Genomic DNA, 25824 nt, shown 5'->3' on the forward strand with positions numbered 1-25824 from the left:
GGAGGCCCGTTGACGGCCTTCGGCCACGGCGTCGAGAGCCCAGAGGCCTTCCTCCGCAACCTCCTGCTACCGTGAACCGAATGCGTATCCTGATGGTCGGGGGCTCAGGCTATGTCGGCTCCCTGATGCTTCCCGGGCTGGCCGCCCGGCATGAGATCCGCGTCCTGGATCCGGTCGCGCCGCCGGGCGGTGACGGCCACGAGCCCGGCTACGAGCCCGGCTACGAGCCCGGCCACGCGCCCGAGCACGTCGCCGGCAGCGCCCTCGACGCGGCGGCGCTCGCCGTCGCCCTGGACGGCGTCGACGCCGTCGTGCACGCCGCGATGGGCCGCCGCTCCGACGTCGACTGGCCGCACCCGGACCTCGTCCGCTCGTTCGAGGTGAACGTCGCCTCGGTCTACGCCACGCTGGCCGCCGCGCACGAAGCCGGCGTCGATCGCGTGGTCTTGATCAGCAGCCTGTCCGTGTTCGCCGACGCCCCGGTTCCGCTGACCGACCGGTCGATCGACGAGACCAGTGAGCCCGACGCCGCTGACCTCTACGGCGTCACCAAGCGCTTGGCCGAGCAGGTCGCCCGGATCGCCGCCGACACCCACGGCATGACCGTCACCGCTCTGCGCCTGGCGTGGCCCACGCCGGACGACGTCTGGCCCCGCTGGGCCCTCCCGGAGGTCTTCGCCGACCCCGTCCAGATCACCCGCGCCGACGGTGCTCCCTACCCGGCGCTCGCGGCTTCCGACCTGGTCACCGCCGTGGACGCCGCCCTCTCGCGCACCGGCGGCTACGACGTCTTCCACATCCTCGGCGACGACGGCTCGGGACGCTGCCTCAGCACCGCGAAGGCCCGCGACCAGCTGGGCTGGGTGGCGCGGCACCGCTGAACGGCGGGAACGAGCGGCGGGAACGGCGAGAGCCCCGCCCGGGAGACTTCCCGGGCAGGGCTCTCAGACCGTGCCTCTTCTACTGTCCGCCAAGACCTCTACTGGTGCAGGTCGTAGCGGTCCAGCTCCATGACCTTGGCCCACGCCGCCACGAAGTCGCCCACGAACTTCGCCTTCGCGTCGTCGCCGGCGTACACCTCGGCCAGCGCGCGCAGCTCGGAGTTCGAGCCGAACACCAGGTCGGCGCGGGTGCCGGTCCACTTCACGGCGCCGGAGGCGTCGCGCGCCTCGAAGGTCGTGGCCTCCGGGGAGGTCGGCTTCCACTCCGTGCCCAGGTCGAGCAGGTTGACGAAGAAGTCGTTCGTCAGGGTGCCGACCCTGTCGGTGAACACGCCGTGCTCGCTGCCGCCGTGGTTGGCGCCGAGCACGCGCAGGCCGCCGAGCAGGACGGTCATCTCCGGGGCCGACAGGTTCAGCAGGTTGGCCTTGTCCACCAGCAGGAACTCGGCCGGCAGGCGCGAGTCCTTGGCCTCGTAGTTGCGGAAGCCGTCGGCCTTGGGCTCCAGGGCGGAGAACGACTCGATGTCGGTCATCTCCTGGGTGGCGTCGGTGCGGCCGGGGTGGAACGGCACGGTGACGTCGAAGCCGGCGTTCTTCGCCGCCTGCTCCACGCCGGCCGCGCCGGCCAGCACGATCACGTCGGCCAGCGAGACCTTCTTGCCGCCGGACGCCGCCGCGTTGAACGCCTCCTGGACGCCCTCCAGCGCGCGCAGCACCGGGGCGAGCTTGTCGGGCTCGTTGACCGCCCAGCCGGACTGCGGCTCCAGGCGCAGCCGGGCGCCGTTCACGCCGCCGCGCTTGTCGCTGCCGCGGAACGAGGAGGCCGCGGCCCACGCCGTGGACACCAGCTGCGGCACGGTCAGGCCGGCGGCCAGCACCCGGGCCTTGATGTCGGCGGCGTCGGCGGCGTCGATCAGCGGGTGGTCGACGGCCGGCACCGGGTCCTGCCACAGCAGCACCTCGCTGGGCACCTCCGGGCCCAGGTAGCGGGCCAGCGGACCCATGTCGCGGTGCGTCAGCTTGTACCAGGCCCGGGCGAAGGCGTCGGCGAACGCCGCCGGGTCCTCCAGGAAGCGGCGCGAGATCGGCTCGTAGACCGGGTCGAAGCGCAGCGACAGGTCGGTGGTCAGCATGGTCGGCTGGTGCTTCTTCGCCGCGTCGAAGGCGTCCGGCACGGTGCCCGCGCCGGCGTCGTCCTTCGGCTTCCACTGGTTCGCCCCGGCCGGGCTCTGCTCCAGCTCCCACTCGTAGCCGAACAGGATCTCGAAGAAGCTGTTGTCCCAGGCGGTCGGCGTGTTGGTCCAGATGCCCTCCAGCCCGGAGGTGATCGCGTCCTTGCCGACGCCGGTGCCGAAGCTGCTCTTCCAGCCCAGGCCCTGCTGCTCCAGCGGCGCCTGCTCCGGCTCCGGGCCGACGTTGTCCGCCGGGCCCGCGCCGTGCGTCTTGCCGAAGGTGTGGCCGCCGGCGATCAGCGCCACGGTCTCCTCGTCGTTCATCGCCATCCGGCCGAACGTCTCGCGGATGTCGCGCGCCGCCGCCACCGGGTCCGGGTTGCCGTTCGGGCCCTCGGGGTTGACGTAGATCAGGCCCATCTGGACCGCGCCCAGCGGGTCCTCCAGGTTGCGGTCGCCGGTGTAGCGCTCGTCGCCCAGCCAGGTGTGCTCCGGGCCCCAGTAGACGTCCTCGTCCGCCTCCCACACGTCGGGGCGGCCGCCGGCGAAGCCGAAGGTCTGGAAGCCCATCGTCTCCAGCGCCACGTTGCCGGCCAGGATCATCAGGTCGGCCCAGGACAGGGACTGGCCGTACTTCTTCTTCACCGGCCACAGCAGCCGCCGCGCCTTGTCCAGGCTGGCGTTGTCCGGCCAGGAGTTCAGCGGCGCGAACCGCTGCTGGCCGGTCCCGCCCCCGCCGCGGCCGTCGCTGATCCGGTAGGTGCCGGCGCTGTGCCAGGCCATGCGGATCATGAACGGGCCGTAGTTCCCGAAGTCGGCCGGCCACCAGGGCTGCGAGTCGGTCAGCACGGCCGCGATGTCGGCCTTGACCGCGGGCAGGTCCAGCGTGTTGAACGCGGCCGCGTAGTCGAAGTCCGCCCCGTTCGGGTTCGCCACCGCCGGGTTCTTCGCCAGGATCTTCAGGTTCAGGCGCTCGGGCCACCACTGCCGGTTGCCGCCGCCCTGGGTCGGGTGCGCGGCACGACCGTGCGCGACCGGGCATCCGGCGGCCGAGGCACCCTCCATGCCGGGGGCGCTCACGTTCGGATCTTCGCGGTGGTCGATGTCGACGTCGATGTCGCCGTGGTTCTCAGACATCTTCAGCTGTCCTTCCGGATCTGGCGGTTCTCGCGGCTCTGCGATGGGTGATCAGGAACTTGGCGGGCGGGTACTGCGGGCGGAACAGGCGGGGCACAGGCCCCAGTAGACGACCTCGGCCTCGTCGATGGTGAAGCCGTGGTCCTCGGACGGCTCCAGGCACGGGACGGCGCCGACCGCACAGTCGACGTCGACCACCGCACCGCAGCCGCGGCACACCAGGTGGTGGTGGTTGTCCCCGACCCGGCCCTCGTACCGGGCCGGGCTGCCGGCCGGTTCGATGCGCCGGACCAGCCGCGCGGCGGTCAGGGCGTGCAGGGCCTCGTAGACGGCCTGCAGCGAGACGTGGCCGACCCGCTCCCGAACGCCGGCCGCGACCGCGTCGGCGTCCAGGTGGTCACCGGCGCGCACGGTCTCCAGCAGCGCCACACGCGCCGCCGTGACTCGCAGGCCGGCGCCGCGGAGCTCCTCGGCGGGGGTCATGCGATCCAACCTATCCACGTAGACACGAATAGTTCAAGATAACGACTCCTGCAACTTTTCCGGGGTCGGCATCACCCGTCTGGGGGACTCCCACCCGTGTCGGCACGCGTCGGCATAGTGCGCGGACATGGAAGCGGGGATCCGTCACCTTCATCATCGGGCCGCCTTGGAGCACGTGCTCGGGCTGATCGCCGCCGCACCCTGGAGCGACGGGCTGGTCCTGCGGGGCAGCATGCTGATGACGGCGTGGTGCGGACCCGCGGCGCGGGAGCCGGCAGACCTGGACTTCATCGTCGTGGACGAGGGCCGTCCGGTGGACGCGCTGGATCCGTACCCCTATGTGGAGGTGGAGTTCGCCCAGCAGTGGCCCGAAGTGGCCCGAAGTGGCCGACGGGGCGGGGCATGAGATGTGGGCGTACGAGGTGCTCGGCGTCGAGCGGGAGTACGTCGTCTACGACGACCGGCCCGCCGTCGATGGCGGGATGGATCCTCCTTGAGTCCTAAGCCCCCGCCTCCAAGAACGCCAACACCGCCCGTACCCGCCGGTCCCCGGCCTCGTCCGGCGGCAGCCCCAGCTTCTGGAAGATGTTGGTGATGTGCTTGCTCACCGAACGCTCGGTGATCACCAGCGTCGTCGCGATCGTCGTGTTGTCCAGTCCCTGCGCCATCAGGGCCAGGACCTCGCGTTCACGCGGAGTCAGGGAGTCGAGCGGGTCGCGCCGGGTCAGCAGCTGCGACACGACCTCGGGGTCCAACGCCGTGCCCCCGGCGGCGACCCGCTCAAGCGCCTCCTGGAACTCCGATACCCGAGCCACGCGGTCCTTCAGCAGGTAACCGATGCCGGCGGCGCCGTCGCGCAGCAGCTCGGCGGCGTAGGTCTCCTCCACATACTGCGACAGCACCAGGATCGGCAGGCCCGGCAGCAGCTGCCGGGCCTGGATCGCGGCGCGGAGCCCTTCGTCGCGGAATCCCGGGGGGAGGCGCACGTCCAGGATCGCGGCGTCCGGCCGGTGCTCCAGGAGCGTGGGGACCACTTCCGGGCCGCTGCCGGCCACCGCCACGACCTCATGGCCGACCGTGGTCAGCAGCAGTTGCAGACCCTCGCGCAGCAGCACGTTGTCCTCAGCGATCACCAGCCGCACGGCAGCTCCACTCCCACGTTCACCCTGCTTCGCCTGCTCAAGCCGCTCCGCCTGCTCACGCCCCCGCCCCTCACACTCCGCACGGCAGCTCCACTTCCACCGTCGTCCCACTCCCGTCGCTCCGGCTGTCGATCCTCGTCACACCGTCCAGTGCGGCCACCCGCCGCCGGATCCCGGCCAGCCCGCTGCCCCGCGTCGGATCGGCACCGCCCCGCCCGTCGTCCCGAATCCGGATCGTCAAGTACGGCCCGCTGTGCCCCAGCGTCACGATCGCATGCCGGGCACCGCTGTGCTTCGCCACATTCGTCAGCGCCTCCGCGACCACGAAGTACGCCGCCGCCTCGACCGCGGCCGGACAACGCCGGTCCGGATCCGGGATCTCCACCGTCACCGGCATCGGCCGCCCCGCGGCCAGCGCCCGCACCGCGCCGGCCAGTCCCCGATCGCTGAGGATCGGCGGGTGGATGCCGCGGATCACCGTCCGCAGCTCCGACAGCGCGTCCTCGATACCGCTGCGCGCATCCAGGACCAGCTTGCGCGCGCCCTCCGGGTCGGCGTCGAAGGTCTGGTCGGCCAGCCCCAGCCGGAGCGCCGCGCCGACCAGCTGCGCCTGCGTCCCGTCGTGCAGGTCGCGCTCGATGCGGCGCAGCTCCGCCCCGTGGGCCTCCAGGGCCTGCGCACGGGTCTCCGTCAGGGACTCGACGCGCGCCGCGAGCTCGGTCCGCCGCGTCGGCCCCAGCAGACGCTCGGCGTACCAGGCCTGGAACCGGGCGAGCCTCGGCTGGAGCCAGAGCTGGACGACCGTGATCCCGGCGGCCGTCGCGACCGGGTAGACGATCGCCTGCGGCCATGTGTAGATCTGCGCGATCGCCCCGAGCGTGCCCGGCGGCAGCGTCCACCACCAGAACGGAAGCGCCAGATCCCACGGGATGGCGAGCCACATCTCCACCGAGACGATCGCGACGATCAGCCCGAAGAACGCGTGGAAGACCATCCAGGCGATGTCCCGCCACACCGCCGACGAACGCATCAGGGAGAAGTACTGCTGGTACGCGTTCAGCGGCCGCGGCATCGACGGCTCGCGGATCGGGTGGCCGAGCACCTGGGCGGCGCGGCGGCGCTCGATGTTGGTCAGCACCCGGATCCGGCCCGCCACCCACGGCAGCCCCGGCACCCCGAACGCCAGCAGCAGCGCCAGCGGCAGCAGACAGACACCGAGCAGCGCGGGCAGGACCGTGCGCAGGCCCGCGACCAGATACCAGGTCGCGCGCAGGGCTCGGACGAACGCGGCGCGGATCTTCATGACCCCCCAACTCTAAAGCCCAGGTGGTGGGGTGTCGGCCCGGTGGGCCCCACCTCGATGGTGGAGCGTGCTACACCCCCGAGAGGGGACTGCGGCCGCTGGGAGCGGCCGATCTCCGAAACTAGCGTCGAAGGCGTCCTGATCCACCGGATCCGAACCCGCTCGATCCCCCGACAGCAGGAGCGTTTATGACCGCCCCGCGCGCCTCGTCCGCGACACCCATCGCCGCCCGCGCCCACGGCGCCCACCACGGCGAGCACGGCGAGCACGCCGCCCGCACCGACCCCGGCGGCGCCGCCGTGACCCTCGAGCGCGTGACCAAGACCTACGGCCGCGTGACCGCTCTGGACAACGTCAGCTGGACCTTCCGCCGCGGCACCTTCACCGCGATCATGGGGACCTCCGGCTCCGGCAAGAGCACTTTCCTGCACTGTGCCTCCGGCCTGGACCGGCCCACCTCCGGCACCGTCCGCCTGGGCGACACCGAGCTCGGCACGCTGAAGGAGACCGACCTCACGCGCCTGCGCCGCGACCGCGTCGGCTTCGTCTTCCAGGGCTACAACCTCGTCCCGTCCATGGACGTCGAGCGCAACATCACGCTGCCGCTCTTCCTCGGCGGCCGTAAGGCCGACCGGCGCTGGCTGACCGAGGTGGTGCACCGCGTGGGCATGGCCGAGCGGATGGACCACAAGCCCTCCCAGCTCTCCGGCGGCCAGCAGCAGCGGGTCGCCGTCGCGCGGGCCCTGGTCACGCGGCCGGAGATCGTGTTCGCGGACGAGCCCACGGCCGCGCTCGACCCGCGCACCGCCGGCCACGTGCTGCGCCTCCTGCGCGAGGCCGTCGACCAGACCGGCCAGACCGTCGTGCTGGTCACCCACGACCCGGCGGCCGCCGCCTGGGCCGACACCGCCGTGTTCCTGTCCGAGGGCCGCATCGTCGACGAGCTCGCCGCTCCGACCGCCGCCGCGGTCCTGACCCGCTGGGAGACACTGTGAGGAAGGGCATCGCCTTCGGCGTCGCCACCGCGCTCGCGGTGGCGGCCATGGTCCTGGGCGCCTTCGGGGTGCTGATCGAGTCGGGCGCGCGTTCGCACGGCCGGCTGGACCGCTACGCCTCCGCCGCCGCGGTGGTCCACGGCAAGCAGAGCGTCACCGTCGTCAAGGGCAGCGGTGACAGCAAGCAGTCCGAGAGCCGGCCGCTCGTCGAGAAGAACCGGGTGCCGGTGGCCCAGGCCGCGGCGCTGAAGGCGGTGGCCGGGGTCGGGGACGCGGTCGCCGACTTCTCCGTCCCGGTGGTCGTCGCGGGGGGAACGCCCTCCACGCTGACCGGCCACGGCTGGGACTCGGCGAAGCTGACGCCGGCCACGCTCGCCGCGGGCACGGCCCCGGCGTCGGCGCACGACGTGGTGCTCGACACGGGCTCCGCGACCCGCCTCGGAGTGCACCCCGGTTCCGAGATCGCGCTCCAGATCGGTGGCGCGCCGGAGAACTACCGCGTCTGCGGCGTCAGCGACGGCGGCCCCACTTCGACGCTGTATTTCACCCAACAGCAGGCCGGAACGCTCTCGGGCCACCCCGACCGCGCCGACGCGCTCGTCGTCCTGCCCGCTCCCCACGCCCACGTCTCCATCTCCGCCCTGAAGCAGGCGGCACCCGGCCTGGCCGTCGCCACCGGCGCGGCGCGCGGCGACGTCGAGGACCCGCGGATCCAGACCGGCCGCGCGGACGAGCTGGCGATGTACGGCAGCCTCGGCGGCGCGGGGCTGCTGGTGGCGCTGCTCGTCGTCTCCGGGCTTCTGGACCTGTCGGTGCGGGACCGCACGCGGGAGCTGGCGGTGATGCGCGCCGTCGGCGCCACGCCGCGGCAGGTGCGGCGGGTCATCGTGCGCGAGATGGCCGCCATCGCGGTTCCGGCGGCGGCGCTCGGCGGTGTGGCCTCGCTCGGCCTCGGGGCGCTGCTGAAGTCCGTGATGACCGCCCAGGGCGTCCTGCCCGCCGGTTCCTCCTTGTCCCTGAGCCCGATCCCGGTGCTCGGCTCGGCACTGGTCACCGTGGCGGCGGCGGTCGGCACCGCCTGGCTGGCCACCCGGCGGGTGTCGAAGATCCGGCCGGTGCAGGCGCTCGGCGAGACCGCCGTCGAGCCCACCCGGCTCCCGCGGTGGCGGGTCGTCACCGGCCTGGTGTTCGTGGTGCTGGGCGCGGCGATGCTGGTGCTGACCTTCGCCGCCGGCGGCCAGGCGGCGCAGTCCTCGCTGTCCGGCCTGGTGATCTCGCTGATGTGGGCCGTGGCGCTGCTCGGGCCGTGGATCGCCCGCGCCGGCGTCCGGGTGCTGGGCGCGCCGCTGCGCCGCTTCTCGCCGGTCGCCGGCGGCCTGGCCGCCGCCTCGTCGCGCGCCGCCGCGGTGCGGATGGCCGCCGTCATCACGCCGATCGCGCTGGCGCTCTCCTTCGGCGCCGTGCAGCTGTTCGCGCAGACCACCAGCACGAAGGCCACGTCCGCCCAGGCCCGCGACGGGATGCGCGCCGACCGGGTGCTGATGTCCTCCGGCCCCGGCATCCCGCATGCCGCCTACGACGCCGCGAAGGCCGTCCCGGGGGTGCGCGACGTGACCGCGGTGAAGCGGACCACCGTGGTGATGCCGGTGTGGAACCTCGACACGTCCTTGCAGTCGCTGCAGGCTCAGGGCCTGGAGGGCGGGGCGGCCGGGACGCTGGATCCGAAGGTCACCGCCGGCTCGCTGGCCGGGCTGAACGAGCCGGGCACCGTGGCGCTGAGCTCGATGGTCGCGCACGACGTCGAGATCGGCGACACCCAGCAGCTGTGGCTGGGCGACGGTACGCCGGTCACGCTGAAGGTGGTGGCGCTGTACGACCACGGGTTCGGCTTCGGCGACGTGCTGCTGCCCCGCGCGCTGGTGGCGGCGCACGCCACCACCGCGCTGGACGACTACGTGCTCGTCAACGGCGACGGCGATCTCAGCTCCCTGAGCGAACGGTTCGCCGGGCTGCACGCCGCCACGGCGTCCGACTACGGCAGGACCCTGACCGAGCAGGCCCGGCACGACGGCCTGGTCGGCCTGATCGCGGTGGTGGCGATCGCCGGCTTCATCCTGGTCGGCGTGGTGACCACGCTGGGTGTGGCGACGGCCTCCCGCCGCCGCGAGCTGACCCTGCTGCGTCTCGTCGGCGCCACGCGCGGCCAGCTCCTGCGGGCCCTGCGCCTGGAGACCGTGATCATCCTCGGCACCGGCACCGTGGCCGGCGCGGCGGTCGCGGGCCTGACGCTGTTCGCCTTCGCCGCCGGCGTCACGGGCCTGCCGATGCTCTCGATCCCGCCGCTGGCCTGCGCCGCCCTCGTGGCCGCGGTCGCGGTGCCGGGCGCGGCGGCGGTGCTGGTGCCCGGGCGGCGTATCCTGGCCCGGCGCTCGCCTCGGATCGAGTGACGGCGCGGAGTATCACGTCGCAGGGTCCTCACGAATGAGCCCGGATGGAAGAGCCCGGACCGGGTAACGGAAAGCCGGTCCGGGCCGAGGGCGTCGATCACGAACCATCCGGACCCCGCGCCGCGTTACCCCGGTAGCCGCGCCGCGACGACGCGACCCCAGGACCGGCGTGCCCGTCGAGGAGTTCCAGGCTCCGTTTCCTCCCCGGAGGCGGGCACGCCGCCCGGGGACCGGAGGCCCGCGCGGGGCCCGGTGCGACCGGGCCGCGCGCGGGCCTGCCCCATGTCCGCGTCCCCAGCCCGTCAGTCCGGCTTCTTGAGCGTCGCGATCGCCTTCGCCACCGCACGCGGACAGGGGAGTGCGCCGGGGCCTTGACTACCCCGGCGCACTCTGGTGTGTGTGTTCGTCAGCTGCTTTTCAGTGGCCTTTCAGTGGCCTTTCCGCTGCCCGGCGGGTGCTCAGGCGCAGGTGCCGGTCCAGGACGGGTTGCCGTCGGAGACGTGCAGCGTCACGCTCACGGTGGTGCCCGGCACGCAGGTCAGCGTGAGCGCGTAGGGCTGGTAGAGGCTGACGCCGGAGTCGCCGGAGTGGCTCCAGGACTGGAACATCGAGAAGTCGATCAGGTCGTTGGAACAGGCGACCAGCGGCACGCCGGTGGCCGTGCTGCTGGTGCAGTAGATCTTCGTGGGGCCGGGCCAGGCCGACGCGCTGCCGGCCGGGACGGCGGCGACGGCGAGGCCGGCCGCCGCGGACGCGAGCAGGGCCGTGGTGCGCATGCCCTTGCGGCTGATGGACGGTCGCATAGATCTCCTCCTTGGCTCAGAGTGAGCGCGGGGACACCGCGCGTGTTCGAACTCTGTGATACCCAACGGCACCTCCGGGGCCTGCGGAGCCCGCCTTGAGGCCCGCTCCGGTCACCAGGTCGCCGCGGGCGCGCAGATGCCTCTTGAACCCTCACGCCGGCGCACCTACAGTGCAGCGACCTACCGTGATCGCGCGGCCCGGGCCGCGGGAGGGGAACGTCCCATGGCGCAGCGTTCGGTGGCCGGACAGGCCGACTACATCGTCGTCGGGGCCGGCAGCGCCGGCTGCGTGCTGGCCGCCCGGCTGGCCGCCACCGGCGCGCACGTGCTGCTGCTGGAGGCCGGCGGATCCGACCGCACCACGCTGGTGCGCAAACCCGGCCTGATCGCCGCCGTGCACAGCGTGCCGCAGCTGAAGAAGCGCTTGGACTGGGGCTACTACTCGGTGCCGCAGGACGACGCCCTCGGCCGCAGGATCCCGCAGACCCGCGGCAAGGTGCTCGGCGGCTCCGCATCGGTGAACGGGATGCTGTTCGTGCGCGGCAACGCCGCCAACTACGACTCCTGGGCCGCGGAGGGCTGCGACGGCTGGTCGTACGCCGACGTGCTGCCCAGCTTCAAGAAGCTGGAGAGCTGGGAGGAGGGCGACACGGAGTTCCGCGGCGGCTCCGGTCCCATCAAAGTGCGGCGCCAGACCGATGTCACCACCGCGACGCTGGGGTTCATGGAGGCGTTCGCCGACACCGCCGGCGTCAAAGTCCTCGACGACTACAACGCCGAGTCGCAGGAGGGCATCGCGATCGTCCAGCAGAGTGCTGACAGCGGCCTGCGCTACAGCTCCTCGGTCGGCTACCTGGACGACCACGGCATGGCGAACCTCGACGTCGCCATCGGGGTCACGGTCGCGCGCGTCGTGGTGGAGAAGGGCCGCGCGACCGGCGTCGAGATCATCACCGAGGGCGGGCGGCGGCAGGTGGTGCGGGCCGCCCGCGAGGTGGTCCTGTCCGCCGGCGCGTTCGGCTCGCCGCAGCTGCTCCAGCTCTCCGGCATCGGCCCCGCCGGGCACCTGCGTTCCCTGGGCATCGACGTCGTGGCGGACCTGCCGGTCGGCGACAACCTGCACGACCACCTGTTCGTCCCGATGTGCTTCCTGATGCCGGAGGCCCGGAACAAGGGGACGGCGCCCTATTTCGCCCGCGGTTTCGTGAAGGAGATGACGCGCGGCGGCACCTGGGTCGGCCGCACGGTGTTCGAGTCGGTGGGCTTCGTCCGGAGCCCGTCCGCCGACGCCGTGCCCGACCTCCAGATCCACGTGCTGCCGTGGTCCTACCCGGGGCCGAACCAGGACGCGCCGGTCCGGCACAAGGCCGACCCGCGCCGCACCCTGACCGTGATGCCGACCCTGATCTACCCCAAGAGCCGCGGCACGCTGCGCCTGGCGTCCGCGGATCCCACGGCCGCGCCGCTCATCGACCCCGCCTACCTGCGGGATCCCGCCGACACGGCGCTGCTGCTCGACGGCATGGAGCTGGTCCGCGAGGCGATGGCGCACCGCAGCCTGGCCAAGCGGGTCGCGGGGGAGTCGTCGCCGGGAAGGGAGCACGGCGACCGCGCCGCCCTGGCCGCCGAACTGCCCAACCGCGCGACGACGGTGTACCACCCGGTCGGGACGTGCCGCATGGGCGTCGACGAGCGCGCGGTCGTGGATCCGGCGCTGCGGGTGCGCGGGGTGGAGGGGCTGCGGGTGGCGGACGCGTCGGTCATGCCGAGCATCGTCGGGGGGAACACGAACGCCGCGGCGCTGATGATCGGGGAGCACGCGGCGGGAATCATGATCGAGGGCTGATACCCGCCGGGACCGGCCCGGGGCGATCCCGGACCGGTCCCGGCGGGGCCTGGTCAGCGCTTCCAGAACGGGCGCCGCTGCGGCTTGCGGAGCGACTTCAGGAAGCCGGCCGCGGCCTCGGCGCGCGTGGCCGCGTCGGTCTCCTCGGTCTCCAGCGTGCTGATCAGCGTGCTGAGCGCCGCGGTGCGGTCGGCGGGGACGCGCACGATGATCGGGCGCAGCGCCCGCAGCAGGTCGGCCAGCACCTTCTCCGGCTCGTCGGCGGCGGCCAGGCGGTCGAGCCAGGTGGCGGCGAAGGCGTCGAGCTCGTCCGCGGTCAAAGGCGCGGGCGGACGCGGGCCGGCCGAGCGCGGCGTCTCCGGTTCCGCGGCGGGCGCCGGACGCCCCGCCGGAGCCGAGCCCGGAGCCGAGCCCGGAGCCGCGGGCGGCATCGGTGCCCTCGGCGCGGGCTTCGGCGCCACCGCCCGGACGCTCCTCACCGAGTACGTGTCCATGTCCGGCGCGTCCTGCCGACGGGCCCGCTTGGCCATCTTCGGCGCGCTTTCCGCCATCGGGGACACCGGCGCCATCGGGGCCGGGGCGGCGACCGGGGCCGGCGGCGGCGCACCGAGCATCGACATGAGCGGCATCGCCGTGTCCTGCCGCGGCTCCCAGCCGGCCGGGAGGTCCACCGGTTGCGTGACGCGCTTGACCTCGCCGCCCTCGTTCACGACGACGGTGTCGACGGCCACGAAGGCGGTGAAACGGGACAGGACGTTGAAGCGGACCGACGTGTCGACGATGGTCTTCTCCAGGTCGTCCCGGCCGTGCGAGGCCGAGACGTAGCGGTCCTCCAGGTCCCTGATGCGGCCCCGGGCCCAGAACCGGGCGAGGTCGGCGTCGTCGGCCTCGACCGCGGCGACCTGCCGGGTCCATGCCGAGCCGTCGGCGGCGGTGCCGGTGACGGTGATCGCACCCGGCGCGGACCCCTTGGGAGCGGACCCGGCCGTGAACCGGCCGGCCACCACCAGCGGCGCGCCGACGAACAGGTCCGGCAGCCTGGAGGGCGTCACCGAGTCCCGATCGAGGGCGAGGCCGTCGCCGCCCGTCAGGCGCAGCCCGGTCACCAGCGGTGTGCCGATGCGGTGGTGCACCGCGTCCATCGCGTCGTCGAGCCGGTCTTCGGACTCCACCAGCTCGCAGTGCCCGCCGCCGGCGGTTGCCAGGCGCCGGAGGAAGCCGGCGTTCACGGCGGTGTCGATGCCGACGGTGTGCACGCGCAGCTCCGCCAGCGACGCCGACAGGTCCGACAGCAGCGCGTCCTCGTCGCCGACCTGGCCGTCGGTGACCAGGACCAGCACCCGGTCGCGCTCCCCGCCCGCGCCGCGCAGCAGGTCCGCCGCCCGCCTCAGCGGGTGGGCCATCTCGGTGCCGCCGCGTGCCTCGACCGCCGCCAGGTGCTGGACGGCGCGGAAGCGGTGCCGGTCGGTGGCGGAGGCGAGGACGTCGTCCGGGAGGTCCGGGGGAGTGGTGACTTCGTGGTCGAAGGTCAGCACCGCGAACCGGTCGGCCGCGGTCAGGGTGTCGACGATGCGCGCCGCCGCGCGCCGCGCCGCGGTCATCTTCCAGCCGCTCATGCTGCCCGAGCGGTCCAGGACCAGGACGACGTCGCGCGGGCGCACCGCGCCGGTGGGCTCCGGCGGCAGGACGGTGAGCAGGAAGGTGCCGTCCGCGGCATGCGCGGAACCCCGCGCGTCCCGCACCGCATCACGCCCGGCATCCCGTTCGGCGTCCCTCTCAGCGTCCCTTTCAGGGTCCTTCATCGCGTCCCGCGCCACCACCAGCGACGTCGCCGCCGCCTGCCCGCCGTACCCGAGCCGCAGCACGAAGTCCCGGTCGCACCGCGCGCCCGGGTCCAGCCGCACGACGTGCCGCCCGCCGTCCTCGGCCACCGACACCCCGTGCAGGCTCGACGTCAGCCCGCCCAGCGGCAGACCCGCGGCGTCCACCGCCACCTCGATCGACAGCCGGACCGGGTTCGGGAACCCGGGCAGCAGCACCGGCGGGCTGATCCGCGACGCGTCCGGGACCCGGTCGGTGTCCGCCGCGGTCCCGTCGCCCACCGCGTCCCCCGGCAGTGCGCCGCCCGGGATGTATCGGGGCGCGACGACCAGCGGGAAGCGGAACGTGGCCTGTCCGTCCTCGTACGGCAGCCGCCCGGACAGCGTCGTGCGCACCACCACCCGCTCGCCGGGCATGATGTTGCCGACCCGCAGCGTGAACACGCCCGGCCGCTCCTCCTCGGCGATCGAGGCCCGGCGGCCCTCGGCGATGGCCTGGTCGTAGTCGGCGCGCGCCGTCTCCCGTTCCTTGACCACGCCCTCCACCACGCGGTCGGCCGCCTCCATCCGCAGCCGCGTCACCGCTGCGCGGTCCGGCAGCGGGAAGATGTACGTGGCCTCCAACGGCTCGTCGTACGGGTTGCGGAAACCCTGTGCCACCTCGGTGCGCACGGCCAGCCCGACCACCGCCGCCCGCACCTCGACCAGCTCCAGCGGCAGGTTGCCGCGCTCGGTCCGCAGCGCTCCCAGGCCGCCGTCCGGCTCCGGGCGCGGCGCCTCCTCGACGACGTCGACGGCACCGGTTCGAACAGTCATGGTCGGTTCCCCCTCAAGGAAAGTCAGGCTTCGGACAGCCCGAGTCGGTGGAGCAGGTCCAGCAGCGGCCGCGCCGACTCGGCGATCGCGGCCCGGTCGGCGGCGTCCGGCACCCGGCCGGAGGAGGCCGACAACAGCAGCGTCACGTCGTCCGCGAGGCGGACACCGGCCACCAGCGGAGGCACGGCCGCCGCCGGCGGGTGGTCCGCCTCGGCTCCGGCGGCCTGGGCGGCCTCGGCGGAGAGCGGCGCCGGCCGGGCGGACCAGAAGCGCTGACGCCGGGCCGGTGTGCCGTTCACGCCGGCTTCCGCGCCGGCTTCCGCGCCGGAACCCGCGCCGGAACCCGCGCGCGAACCCGCGGTATCGGCAGGGCCGGAGGCCGGCTTCTCCGCCGGTCCGGACGACTCCTCCGAACGGTCGTCCAGTTCCTCCAGCGCGTCCACGTCCGGCGGCAGCAGCGCGATCCGCTCCACCGTCCCCGCGTCCGCCCCGAGCAGCCGCTGCTGCACCTCGGTCAGCGTCAGGCCGGCCGCCTGCAGCCGCTTGATCGCGACCAGCTGCGCCAGGTGCCGCCGCCCGTAGAGCGCCGTCCGCCCGCGCATCGCGGCCGGCCGGTCCAGCAGCCCGATCGAGGTGTAGTAGCGGATGGTCCGCACGTCGGGCACCTCCCTGATCCGGCCGTCGGGCTGCGGCGCGAGGGCCCCCGAGGCCAGCGCCGCCGCGGTCAGCCGCGCCAGCCGGTCGATGGTCCACTCCGCCGGTTCTCCGCTCACGGAGCCCATCGTGACACTGTCATATGACAGTGTCAACGTTGTTCGGGAAAGCCCTGTTGATCAGGGATCCAAAGCCCTGATACGGTCCCGCGTGTGGCGGTCAGCCTGAGCTTCCGTGCCCCCGTGTTCCGCGCCGCCGCCGTCGCCGCGGCCCTGGCCTTGGTCCCGGGGGTGCTCGGCGCGCCGCCCCGCGCGCTCGCCGCCGACAGCGTCCCGGCGCCCCCGGACGTGGACGTGGCCAGCTACGTCGTCGCCGACTACGACACCGGCCAGATCCTCGCCGAGCGGGCTCCGCACCGCGCCCTCTACCCGGCGAGCACCCTCAAGGTCCTGACCGCCGACACCCTCATCCCGCGACTGGCGGCCGACACGCGGGTCACCCCGAAGGCCTCCGACTTCGCCGCCGAGCCCGACGGCAGCGTCGTCGGCATGACCGCCGGCGTCACCTACACCGTGGCCGACCTGTGGCGCGCCACCTTCATCGACTCCGCCAACGACGCCGTCGCCGAACTCGCCCACCTGGCCGGCGGCCCGGACGCCACCGTCGCCCTGATGCGGGAACAGGCCCGCGCGCTCGGCGCCGACGACACGGTCGTCGCCGACGCGGACGGCTACGACGTCGACGGCCAGGTCACCAGCGCCTACGACCTCGCCCTGCTGGCGCGCGCCGGCCTGCGCATCCCGGCCTTCCGTTCCTACTGCGCCCTGCGTCAGGCCACCTTCCCCGGCCCCGGGGGCAAGGACATCGCGCTCAAGAGCCACGACCCGATGCTGATGACCTACCCGGGCATGATCGGCGTCAAGGGCGGCATCACGACGAAGGCCGGCCACACCTACGTCGGGGCCGCGACCCGCGACGGCCACACCGTCATCGAGACCCTGATGCTCGGCGGCACCGACATCTTCGACCAGGCCGCGCGGCTGATGGACTGGGGCTTCGCGGCCGACGGGCACGTGACGCCGGTGGGGACGCTCGGCGGGGCGCAGCCGAAGACCGCGAGCGGATCCCCGAGCCCGACGCCGACCTCGACACCGGCCCCGGCGTCGACGCCGACCTCGACACCGGCCCCGGCGTCGACTCCGACGACTCCCGCCACGCCGCCGGCAGCATCGGCGTCGTCACCGTCGCCGGTGGCGTCCTCGACGCCGATCACGGTCGACCCGGCCGCCTCGACGCCGCCGCCGACGGTGACGACGCCGTCCTCTGCTTCGCCCATCGTCTTGAAATTCGCCGTCACCCTCGCGGCGGGGCGGGGAGGACCTCCGGCCTCGGATCCCGCGGCACCGCACGCACTGTGGTGGGGTCTTCTCGCGGCTGCGGCGGCCTGCGCGATCCCCCTGGGTACCCTGATCGTCAACCGTTCAAAGGGACGCACGCATGCCGGACGACGCCGTTGACCGCTTCCTGGACCGTGTCGTCGAGGTTCTCCGCTCGGACCACCGGGTCCTGGGCGCCTGGCTGACCGGCAGCCACGCTCGCGGCACCGCCGACCGTCACAGCGACATCGACCTCTGGCTCGTGGTCCGTCCCGAGACCCGGGACGAGTTCGTGGCCGACTGGCCGCGGCTGTCCGACGAGATCGCGCCCTCAGTACTGCGGCAACGTGTTTTCGGCAGCACCTTTCTGCACATCACCGCGCAGTGGCGGCGCTGGGACGTCTCGATCGGTGTGCCCGACGACGTGCCCTCCCGTTCCGTCAGCACCCTGAAGCCGCTGCTCGACCGGGCCGGTCTGAACGACCGCGTCGGCCCGCCCGGCGAACCGCGGGCCCCGGACCCGGGCCGGATCTCAGCGCTCACGACGGAGTTCCTGCGGGTGATGGGCCTGCTTCCGGTGGTCCTCGGTCGCCGGGAGTACGTCGTGGGGGTCTCCGGTGCCGGGCTCCTGCGCGGCCTGATCATCCAGCTGTTCGTGGAGGATGCCGCCGTCGAGGACCGCGGCGGCGCGCTCCATCTGAACAGCCTGCTTCCGCCGGAGCGTCTTCGGTTGCTGACCGACCTGCCCACCCCGGCCGCGAACAGCGACAGTGTCACGGAGGCTCACCTGGCTTGCGCCGGTGTCTTCCTTCCGGCCGCCCGGGAGCTGGCTTCCAGAACCGGCGCGGAATGGCCCTCGGAACTGGAGACGGCACTCCGTCGCCGGCTGCGATCCGAACTCGGCATCGCCTTGCCCTGAAAGGAGAACGGGGTCCGGCCCGGAGGCCGGACGCCCGAACCCCGCTTTCTCATATCAGGTCTCTCAATTATTTCCCGTTCGCGTTGAAGGTCATCACGGCCTGGCCCGCGGTGTAGAAGACCCGGCCGTTGCCGGCCGTCAGGGTGATCGGCGACTGGCCGGCCAGCAGCGCGTTGGAGTAGACCCACTTCGTCGCGCCGGTCTTCGCGTCGACCGCGTACAGCGTGCCCTTGTAGTCCACGGCGTAGACGTTGCCGTCGGCGGTCGCGAACGGGTTGGAGATCGAGAACTGGTTCGGCGCCTTGCCCTGCCACAGCACCTTGCCGTTGCCGGCGTCCACCGCCGCCAGGTACTCGTCGGCGGTGACGAACACCCGGCCCTGCCCGTCGACGATGGGCCCGTTGCAGATGCTGGGCGTGCCGTCGGGGTCGCCGATCTTGGTCTGCCACGCCACCTGGCCGGTCGCCATGTCCAGGGCCCTGAGCTTCTCCCCGCCCACGATGACGTACTTGTCCGTGGTCGCGAAGTAGCTGTCGCCGGCCCCGCCGAGGGTGGCGTACTTCTGGTCGTAGTGCCACACCTCCTTGCCCTGCTGGGTGATGTCCAGGGCCGTGACGGTGCCGGAGTTGCTGTCGCCCTGGGTCTCGTGCCCGACGAAGATCAGGTTGCCCTTGGCCGGGACCGTCACCGACCCGATCTTGTTGGTGTTCGCCTTCCACAGGAGTTTGTGGGTGTTCTTGTCGATGGACATGACGCCGTCGCCCTGGACGTTGATGTCCACCGGGCAGATCACCTGGTTGCCCAGCACGCCGGCGGCGCCGCGCGCCGACCAGTTGCGGTCGATCTCCGGCAGCGTCCACAGCACCTTGCCCGAGGCCATGTCGATCGCGAACACCGGGTTGCCGCCCACGCCGTCCAGGCCGCTGCAGTAGACGGTGTTGCCGTCCAGCGCCGTCATGATGCCGACGGTGCCCGACCCGCATGCGATGTCCTGCCACTTGGACTTGCCCTGCATGTCCATGCTGTGGGTCTTCTCGGTGCCGATCAGCATCAGGGTGCCCGCCGCCAGCGCGGTGCCCCAGATCTGGTCCGAGGTCTGCCCGGTCCACGCCGTCGCCGGCTGGCTCCCGCCCAGCGTGACCTGCGCCGCGTTGTCCGGGTCCTGGAGCGGCGCGGAGTTCCCCGACGTGCTCGGGCCGCTGGTCGGGGCGCCGCCCGACGACGAGTTCGCCGAGGTGGGTCCGTCGCCGGAGGTGGTGGGGCCGCTGGACAGCGGCGAGTTCGAGGGCTGTCCGTTCGGCGTCTTCTTGTCGCCGCCGGACAGCGCTATCGCCGCCGCGGTGCCGCCGCCGAGCACCACGGCGCCGCCGCCGATCAGCCCGACCAGCGCCCGCCGGCTCATCCGGCCGGCGCCGGGGCCGCCCGGACCGCCCGGGCCCCCGGGGCCGCCCTGGCCCATCGGGTTCATGGCCATGGCGCCGCTCTGCGCGGTCGGCCCGTACTGCGGTGCGTACGCGCCGTGCGGCGGCGTGGTGGGGTTCTGCCCCGGACCGTAGCCCTGGTACTCCGGCTTGGTCTGGTTCAGGTGCCCGGCCGGCCCCGTGGCGCCGCCCATGTGCGTCATCACGTTGCTGGCGGCGACGATGGCGTCGGTGTAGGCGGGGGGCAGCCAGCCGCCGGTCGTGGGCGCCGGGGCGTTGTGCGCCAGGTAGTCGCTGATCTGCTGCGTCGTGGGGCGGCGCGCCGGCTCCTTGTGCAGGCAGGCGCTGATCATGTCCCGCAGCGAGTCCGGCACCCCGGTGATGTCCGGGTCGGTGCTCACCACGCGGTACAGCAGCGCCGGCGTCGGCCCGTCCCCGAACGGGCTCCGCCCGGTCGCCGCGAACACCAGCGTCGCGCCCAGCGAGAACATGTCGGTCTCGGGCCCGACCCGGATGCCCGAGGCCTGCTCCGGCGACATGAACCCGGGCGACCCCATGACGGTCCCGGCCGTGGTCAGCGCGGTGCCCTCGGTGGCGCGCGTGATGCCGAAGTCGATGACGTACGGTCCGTCCAGGGCCAGCAGCACGTTGGCGGGCTTCAGGTCCCGGTGGATGATCCCGGTCCGGTGGATGGCCGCGATGGCCTCGGTCAGACCGGCGGACAGCGTCCGCAGCGCCGGCTCCGGCAGCGGCCCGTGCCGCGTGACCGCGTCGCCCAGCGAGATGCCCGCGATGAACGCGGTGGCGAACCACGGCACCGGCGCCTCGGTGTCGGCGTCGACCACCGCCGCGGTGAACGCCCCCGACACCGACTTGGCGGCCTCCACCTCGTTCCGGAACCGCACCCGGAACCCGGCGTCGTCGGCCAGCTCCGGCCGCACGGCCTTCACCGCCACCGTCCGGCCGCCGGTCGACCGGCCCAGATACACCTTGCCCATGCCGCCGCTGCCGAGCACGCCGAGTATGGCGTACGGCCCGATCCGCGTCGGATCCCCCGCGTCCAGCGGTTGCATTGCTGACCCCCACTTTGAATCGATGTCGATGCCCGAACCGGGACAGCAGGATAGGGGTTCCGCCTGGAAGGAATCACCCCAACCCCCCGTTTAAACCTAGCCGGTCGAGTTGGTCGAACATCAAGATATTGCAGAATCGAGACCTGACGGCGGGTGTCGCAGCCGGTGTGAGAAGAAGTGCGGACGGCGCGGCGGGCGTGGAAGAAGCCGGCGTGGAGCAAGGCGGCCCCCGCGGGCCATAATCCGTATCGGCGGCGGTAACGCCGCGTCACGCCGGCTCAGTCATGCGCAAGACAGTCCGCGTCGACTCGTCGCAGCCTCCAGGCGCCCTGATGGGTGTCAATGTTCGGATGCCGCCGTTTCAACCGTTGTTACATGGGTCTGGCATCGTGGGCGCCGCGCACATCCCTCATGCACATCCCCATGGAAGGAGCACGATGGCCACCCGTCGCCCCCATGCTCTGCTGCTCGTGATCGCGCCCGCGCTCACGGCTTTCGCCGCCGTGACGACCACGGTGCCCGCCCCGGCCGCTTCGCACGCCACCCAGGCGGCACCCGCGACCTGCAGCAGTTCGACCGACTGGAACACCATGGTCCCCGAGGGCCAGTGCCCGGCCTACCGGTCCTGAACGGTCGCCCGCACCTCGTCGAGTTCCTCGAGCAGCAGACGCACCGCACGCTGGTCCGCGGTGCGTCCCTCGGCCTCGAAGCCGGCCAGCGCGGCGTGCGCATGCTCACGGGCCTGATCATGCGCACCCGCCGTGTGCAGCGCCTTGGCCTGCTGGAACCGTGCCCGTGCGGCCCGGTCGACCACGCCTTGAGCGCTCCAGTCCGCGGCCGCGGCCTCGAAGCGCTCGGCGGCCGGACCTGGGCGATCCAGCGCGACCAGCGCCAGACCGCTCACATACAGGGTCTGTGCCCCGGCGTCCGCCCCGGCCCCCTCGGCCAGCATCGCGTCGCAGTCCGCCAGGACCTCCGCGGCCCGGCCCGCCCGCAGTCGTGACACCGCCATGTTCAGCAGCGACGCGGTCTCCCCGGTGCGGTGGCCCAGCTTCCGCGCGAGCTCCACGGCCTCGCCGAACAGCTCGGCGGCCTCCTCGTAAGCGCCCCGTGCGTGGGCGATCACTCCCAGATCGTTGAGGACCTGCCGGACGATGACGAGGTCCTGCTCGGCCCGGCACACCCCCAGCGCCCGCCGTCCGAACCGCTCGGCCTCGTCGAGGCGCCCCGCCGCCAACGCGACGTTCCCGGCCAGGAACCACGCCCGCCCCCGAGCCCGCCCATCTCCGACCAGCTCGGCGGCCCGTCCCAGGTCCCGCACCGCCACGCTGGTCTTCGGCGCCCACGGCCCCGCGCCGAAGGGGCTCATCGCTATCAAAAGGTCGATCGCTCCCGGGACCAGCGCGGCATGGCTCTCCGCCTCCGCCGCGATCCGTCCCGCCAAGCCCGCAACCGTCCCCATCTCAGTCCGTGCCCATTGCCGGGCATCGGCCGAAGACCCGAACACGAACCCGGGCCCGGACCCGGAAGCGGACCCGACCCCCGGCCCCAGACTCTCGCGGATCGGGTCCCCCGGCACGGCCACCTCGAAAGCAGCGCACGCACCTTCCAACAAGAACCCCAGCAACCTCTGCCGCGCCCCGACCCGCTCCTCGGCCGACTCCTCGGCACTGATCCCCGTCCCGACCCCCGTCTGCGCGAAATCCCGCAGCAGGCTGTGATGCCGATACCGTCCCTCGCCCGGCGACTCGACCATCGCCACATCGACCAGCGACTCCAGCACCGCCTCCGCCTCACCCGAAGGCAGCCCCACCACCGCGGCCGCGGCCGCCAACCCGATCTCCGCCGCCTCGACGACGCCCAGACGCCGGAACGCCGTCCGCTGCGCTTCCGTCAACTGCTGATATCCGACCTCGAAGGCCGGCGCCACGGCCAGTTCCCCGATGCGCAGTTCCCTCAGCCGCACGCGCTCGTCCGCCAACCGCCCCGCCAGCGACGCCACCGTCCACGCGGGCCGGGCCGCCAGCCGCGCCGCGACGATCCGCACCGCCAACGGCAGCCGCCCGCACGCGCCGACCAAGGCCCGCGCCGCGTCCGGCTCGGTCTGCGGCCGCTCCGGCCCGGCGACCCTCGCCAGCAATCCCAGCGCCTCGGCGTCGTCGAACACGTCCACCCACACCTGCGCCGTCTTCGGCAGCGCCACCAGCCGCGCCCGGCTCGTCACCACCACCGCGCAGCCGATCACGCCTGGCAGCAGCGGCCGCACCTGCGCGGCGTTGGCCGCGTCGTCGAGCACGACCAGCACCCGGCGTCCTTCCAACCGCTCGCGGAACGACGAGGCGCGCGCCGCCGTGCCCTCCGGGACCTCCTCGGCCGGCACGCCGAGCGCCACGAGGAAGTCCTCCAGCACGGCCTGGGGCGGCACAGGCGCTCCGCCTGTGCCGCGCAGGTCGGCGTACAGCTGGCCGTCTGGGAAGTCGGAACGTGCGCGATGGGCGACGTGCAGCGCCAGCGTGCTCTTGCCGACGCCGCCCATGCCGGCCAGTGCCAGGACGGTCGGCGGCGTCCGCTCGGCGGCGGCCAGCTCGGCGCCGAGCCGTTCGACCAACGCGGCACGGCCGACGAAGTCCGGCTCGGCCGGTGGAAGCTGCATCGGTTTCATGCCCGGGGCGGCCTCGCGGACTCCATCCACCGGCGTCGCCCTGCGGATGGCCGGATGCGCCCCACCCAACACCTCGGCATGGAGCGACCGCAGCTCGGCTCCCGGCTCGACCCCGAGCTGTCCGATCAACAAGCGCCGGGCCGCCCCGAAGGTCGCCAGGGCCTCGGCCTGCCGGCCCGACTGTGACAACGCCTTCATCAACAGCGCGTAGAGCCGTTCGCGCAGCGGATGTTCATCACTGAGCGCGCGCAGCTCCGGCACGCACGACTCGCCGCGCCCCAGCGCGACGTCCAGCGCGATCCGCCGCTCCACCAGGCTCAGGCGCAGCTCGGCGAACCTGCGCCGCTGTCGTTCGGCGAACGGCCCCGGTACTCCCGCCAACGGCACGCCGTACCAGAGGTCCACCGCGCGACTCAGCAGCTCCCGCGCCTGTTCCGGCCGCCCCGCCGTCTGCTCGAGATCCGCTTTCGAAGCCCACCACTCGGCCTGGTCGGCGTCGACTCGGGCGACCTCCGCCGCGACGGTCGCCGTCTCGTCGCCCCCAGCCATCACCAACCGATACCCGCCGGCCAGCGACACCAGCGTCCCGGCCCCGGCCCCGGCGGTGTCCTCCTCCGGCTCCAGCACCTGCCGCAACCGCCACGCGTAGGTCCGCAGGATCGACCGGGCCCGGCTCGGCGGCGCGTCGCCCCACAAGGCGTCGATCAGCTCCGCCGAACTCGCCGTCCGCCCCGGCAGCAGCAACAACGCGGCCAGCATCGCCTGTTGTTGCGGGCTGCCGGTGGCCAGCTCCCGAGCGCCTCGGTGGCCGCGGAGCGGACCCAGGACCTGAAACCGGAGCGTGTTCACGTTCTGACCAGTTCCTGTGTCTCTCTCGATCCGGCGTGGCGCGCTCAGGCTAAGAGCGGCGGCCCGGACCGGGCAAGAGCGGGCACCGGCCGTGGTGGCCGACCGGTGTGAGGCAGGTCAAACGCCTGTCATCCCGGGGCGCCCGGGCCCGGCAGCCCATGTCCCTGAGCGCCCTGGGCGCCTTGAGCGCCTTGAGTACCCTGCGCGCCCATGGCGGCCAGCACACCCGGCGCCGCCATCGCCGTCGGCTCCGCATCCCCCGCCTCCTCTTCCACCACCGGCGGCCGTAATAACTCCGTATACCGATCCAGAGCCGCGAAAAGCACCCTCAGCGGCACGTCAGGCCGCACCGCGCGGTCGATGAGCTCTTCGAGTTCGGCCCGCCCCATGGCGGCGATCTCGGCTTCCTGGATGTCCACGTCTGGCAAACGCCCCGCGCGGCTCGGCGTCACGCGCGGGCGCAGGGTTTGTTCGGAGCGACAAACCGCGCCCGCTCCGGTTGGCGGACGGCACCGGCCGCGCCGCGGGGAGCCGGTCCGCTCACGCTGTGTAAGGTCCCTGTTGTTCCCACTCACGGATGGTCAGATAATCGTGCTCGACCCGGGCCGGGTCGGAGGCGCTGAGGTAGACGAAGCCCGGGGAGGTGGCCGCGTCCCGCGTGACCGGCAGCTCCACCCCGGCCCCGGCCACCGCCGCCACCGCGATCGCGGTGGGCAGCGCCTCCAGGGCGCCGGCCCAGTGCGCCGACGGCCGCACCGTCCCCGGGCGCCGGTTGACCAGGGACACGTGCCGGATCGGCTCGGGCCAGGCCACGGGCATCCGCCCCGCGCGCTGGAGGGCGTCGCGCGGCTGCACGATGCTCTCGGCGAGCAGGCCGACGGGCGAATACCCGAGGAACTTCTCCGCCACCCAGGGCAGGACGCCGTCGCCCAGGCCGGAGCCGGGGTCGATCAGGATCGGGCCGCGCGCGGTCAGCACCACCCGGCTGTGCGCGGCGCCGTGCCGGACGCCGAGCGCGTCCAGGGCCCGCAGCACGTAGCCGTGGATCGCCGCCACCTCCGGCGCGGACGGGTCGGCGGGTTCGGCGTAGTCGTCCAGGGGCGTGCCCGACGCCGTGATCTGGTGGGTGCGGCACCAGGTGTCGGCGATGAGCCGGACGCCGTCGATCGACACGGTGTCGACGTGGTACTCGGGACCGACGAGCGTCTCCTCGACCACCGCGGCCCGGGCAGGACCGCCGAACATGGTCGCGGAACCCGGCAGCCCCGTGGCGCCGAGCACGGCGGTGACGGCCGCGTGCACCTGGGCCGCTGTCGTGCAGAACTGAACACGGTCGACTCCGGTTCCGGCTCCGAGTCCGGTCCCGAGTCCGGTCCCGAGTCCGGTCCCGAGTCCGGTGCCGGCTCCCGGGGGAGCCCCGGTCCCGGACCCCGCCCCGGTGCCGTCGGCCGGCCGCACCACCGCCCCGCCGGCGCCGAGATCCGCGGAGGCGAACCAGGCCACCGCCTCCTCGGCGGACGTCACCCGCGTCCCGGCCGGCGCGTCCAGGCCCGCCTCGTACAGCCGGCGCGCCATCGCCTGCCGGTCGCGGCGGGCGTCGGCCGCCTCCGGCGCGTCGCCCGGCAGGCCGGCCAGCCGCGCCAGGGTCTCGGCGGTCGCCACCCCGGAGGCGTGGCCGGCGGCGATCCAGGCCACGCCCAGGTTCGCCAGCCGGGTGGCCAGGCGCCCGACGTCGTGGTCGTAGCCGAGGTCGAGCGCGTACTCGTCGGGCCGGAACGACGTCTCCAGGTGCGGTTCCAGCGTCGGCCGGCTCTTGACGTGGACGCACTCCGCGCCCCGGTCGGCCAGCTCGCGTGTGAGCCACCGGCCGCTGCCGACGCCGTCCACGACGGCCACCCGCACGTTCATGCCACCCCCCTGGGATCCGCACCGCGTGGCGCGCGCCTCCGTAGCAGGACTCTAGGC

At 73.4% G+C, this 25824-nt stretch carries 19 protein-coding genes; 8 read left to right on the forward strand and 11 right to left on the reverse strand.

Annotated elements, in window-relative coordinates; genetic code table 11:
- The first annotated feature begins 80 nt into the window (after positions 1-80).
- Positions 81-881, forward strand: a complete 801-nt coding sequence (locus tag ABD466_RS38055) for an NAD-dependent epimerase/dehydratase family protein (RefSeq protein ID WP_344662136.1) — start codon at positions 81-83, stop codon at positions 879-881.
- A 98-nt stretch (positions 882-979) separates the two neighbouring features.
- On the opposite strand, the gene katG is transcribed toward ABD466_RS38055, so the two are convergent.
- Both katG and ABD466_RS38065 read right to left on the reverse strand, forming a co-directional pair.
- The gene (katG, locus tag ABD466_RS38060; RefSeq protein ID WP_425558844.1) at positions 980-3250 is read right to left on the reverse strand and encodes a catalase/peroxidase HPI; all 2271 of its coding nucleotides are present in this window, start codon (positions 3248-3250) and stop codon (positions 980-982) included.
- A gap of 51 nt (positions 3251-3301) precedes the next feature.
- A complete protein-coding gene (locus tag ABD466_RS38065) occupies positions 3302-3733 on the reverse strand; it encodes a Fur family transcriptional regulator (protein ID WP_344662137.1) in 432 nt (143 codons plus the stop codon).
- A 127-nt stretch (positions 3734-3860) separates the two neighbouring features.
- Between ABD466_RS38065 and ABD466_RS38070 the strand changes: the two genes are divergently transcribed.
- Positions 3861-4139 (forward strand): hypothetical protein, encoded by a 279-nt coding sequence (locus ABD466_RS38070; protein WP_344662138.1) that lies wholly within the window; start codon positions 3861-3863, stop codon positions 4137-4139.
- A 94-nt stretch (positions 4140-4233) separates the two neighbouring features.
- Here the strand turns inward: ABD466_RS38070 and ABD466_RS38075 are convergent, their stop codons facing one another.
- Together ABD466_RS38075 and ABD466_RS38080 are read right to left on the reverse strand one after the other, a co-directional pair.
- The gene (locus ABD466_RS38075) at positions 4234-4875 is read right to left on the reverse strand and encodes a LuxR C-terminal-related transcriptional regulator (RefSeq protein ID WP_344662139.1); all 642 of its coding nucleotides are present in this window, start codon (positions 4873-4875) and stop codon (positions 4234-4236) included.
- Positions 4876-4945: 70 nt separating this feature from the next.
- A complete protein-coding gene (locus tag ABD466_RS38080) occupies positions 4946-6178 on the reverse strand; it encodes a sensor histidine kinase (protein WP_344662140.1) in 1233 nt (410 codons plus the stop codon).
- A 188-nt stretch (positions 6179-6366) separates the two neighbouring features.
- Here ABD466_RS38080 and ABD466_RS38085 point away from each other — a divergent pair, with 188 nt between their 5' ends.
- Both ABD466_RS38085 and ABD466_RS38090 read left to right on the forward strand, forming a co-directional pair.
- A complete protein-coding gene (locus ABD466_RS38085) occupies positions 6367-7173 on the forward strand; it encodes an ABC transporter ATP-binding protein (protein ID WP_344662141.1) in 807 nt (268 codons plus the stop codon).
- Positions 7170-9620 carry an ABC transporter permease gene (locus ABD466_RS38090; protein WP_344662142.1) on the forward strand — a complete coding sequence of 817 codons (2451 nt, stop codon included), beginning with the start codon at positions 7170-7172 and terminating at the stop codon, positions 9618-9620. The genes ABD466_RS38085 and ABD466_RS38090 overlap by 4 nt, the downstream gene beginning before the upstream one ends.
- A 458-nt stretch (positions 9621-10078) precedes the next feature.
- On the opposite strand, the gene ABD466_RS38095 is transcribed toward ABD466_RS38090, so the two are convergent.
- Positions 10079-10423 (reverse strand): hypothetical protein, encoded by a 345-nt coding sequence (locus ABD466_RS38095; protein ID WP_344662143.1) that lies wholly within the window; start codon positions 10421-10423, stop codon positions 10079-10081.
- A 223-nt stretch (positions 10424-10646) separates the two neighbouring features.
- On the opposite strand from ABD466_RS38095, the gene ABD466_RS38100 reads away from it, so the two are divergent.
- The gene (locus ABD466_RS38100) at positions 10647-12269 is read left to right on the forward strand and encodes a GMC family oxidoreductase (RefSeq protein WP_344662144.1); all 1623 of its coding nucleotides are present in this window, start codon (positions 10647-10649) and stop codon (positions 12267-12269) included.
- 53 nt (positions 12270-12322) lie between these two features.
- On the opposite strand, the gene ABD466_RS38105 is transcribed toward ABD466_RS38100, so the two are convergent.
- Positions 12323-14905, reverse strand: a complete 2583-nt coding sequence (locus ABD466_RS38105) for a VIT domain-containing protein (RefSeq protein ID WP_344662145.1) — start codon at positions 14903-14905, stop codon at positions 12323-12325.
- Positions 14906-14928: 23 nt separating this feature from the next.
- Complete coding sequence (locus tag ABD466_RS38110; RefSeq protein ID WP_425558845.1) at positions 14929-15687, reverse strand: helix-turn-helix domain-containing protein; 759 nt, start codon at positions 15685-15687, stop codon at positions 14929-14931.
- Between the two features lie 84 nt (positions 15688-15771).
- Between ABD466_RS38110 and ABD466_RS38115 the strand changes: the two genes are divergently transcribed.
- Together ABD466_RS38115 and ABD466_RS38120 are read left to right on the forward strand one after the other, a co-directional pair.
- Positions 15772-17076: a D-alanyl-D-alanine carboxypeptidase family protein gene (locus ABD466_RS38115; protein ID WP_344662147.1), complete on the forward strand. Its 1305-nt coding sequence runs from the start codon at positions 15772-15774 to the stop codon at positions 17074-17076.
- Positions 17057-17854 carry a nucleotidyltransferase domain-containing protein gene (locus ABD466_RS38120; protein ID WP_344662148.1) on the forward strand — a complete coding sequence of 266 codons (798 nt, stop codon included), beginning with the start codon at positions 17057-17059 and terminating at the stop codon, positions 17852-17854. Before ABD466_RS38115 ends, ABD466_RS38120 begins: the two co-directional genes overlap by 20 nt.
- A 67-nt stretch (positions 17855-17921) precedes the next feature.
- Here ABD466_RS38120 and ABD466_RS38125 read toward each other — a convergent pair whose 3' ends face one another.
- Positions 17922-20348, reverse strand: coding sequence for a protein kinase domain-containing protein (locus ABD466_RS38125; protein ID WP_344662149.1), 2427 nt, complete (start codon positions 20346-20348; stop codon positions 17922-17924).
- A gap of 437 nt (positions 20349-20785) precedes the next feature.
- On the opposite strand from ABD466_RS38125, the gene ABD466_RS38130 reads away from it, so the two are divergent.
- A complete protein-coding gene (locus tag ABD466_RS38130) occupies positions 20786-20977 on the forward strand; it encodes a hypothetical protein (RefSeq protein ID WP_344662150.1) in 192 nt (63 codons plus the stop codon).
- Here ABD466_RS38130 and ABD466_RS38135 read toward each other — a convergent pair.
- The 3 genes from ABD466_RS38135 to ABD466_RS38145 form a co-directional block, all read right to left on the reverse strand.
- Positions 20965-23859: an AfsR/SARP family transcriptional regulator gene (locus ABD466_RS38135; protein ID WP_344662151.1), complete on the reverse strand. Its 2895-nt coding sequence runs from the start codon at positions 23857-23859 to the stop codon at positions 20965-20967. The two genes, ABD466_RS38130 and ABD466_RS38135, sit on opposite strands and share 13 nt — an antisense overlap.
- A 128-nt stretch (positions 23860-23987) precedes the next feature.
- Positions 23988-24278 carry a hypothetical protein gene (locus tag ABD466_RS38140; RefSeq protein WP_344662152.1) on the reverse strand — a complete coding sequence of 97 codons (291 nt, stop codon included), beginning with the start codon at positions 24276-24278 and terminating at the stop codon, positions 23988-23990.
- Between the two features lie 121 nt (positions 24279-24399).
- On the reverse strand, positions 24400-25767 hold the full coding sequence (locus tag ABD466_RS38145) for a hypothetical protein (protein ID WP_344662153.1): 1368 nt from the start codon (positions 25765-25767) through the stop codon (positions 24400-24402).
- Positions 25768-25824 lie beyond the last annotated feature (57 nt).

The sequence above is a fragment of the Catenulispora subtropica genome, from assembly GCF_039531675.1.
Taxonomy (GTDB): domain Bacteria; phylum Actinomycetota; class Actinomycetes; order Streptomycetales; family Catenulisporaceae; genus Catenulispora; species Catenulispora subtropica.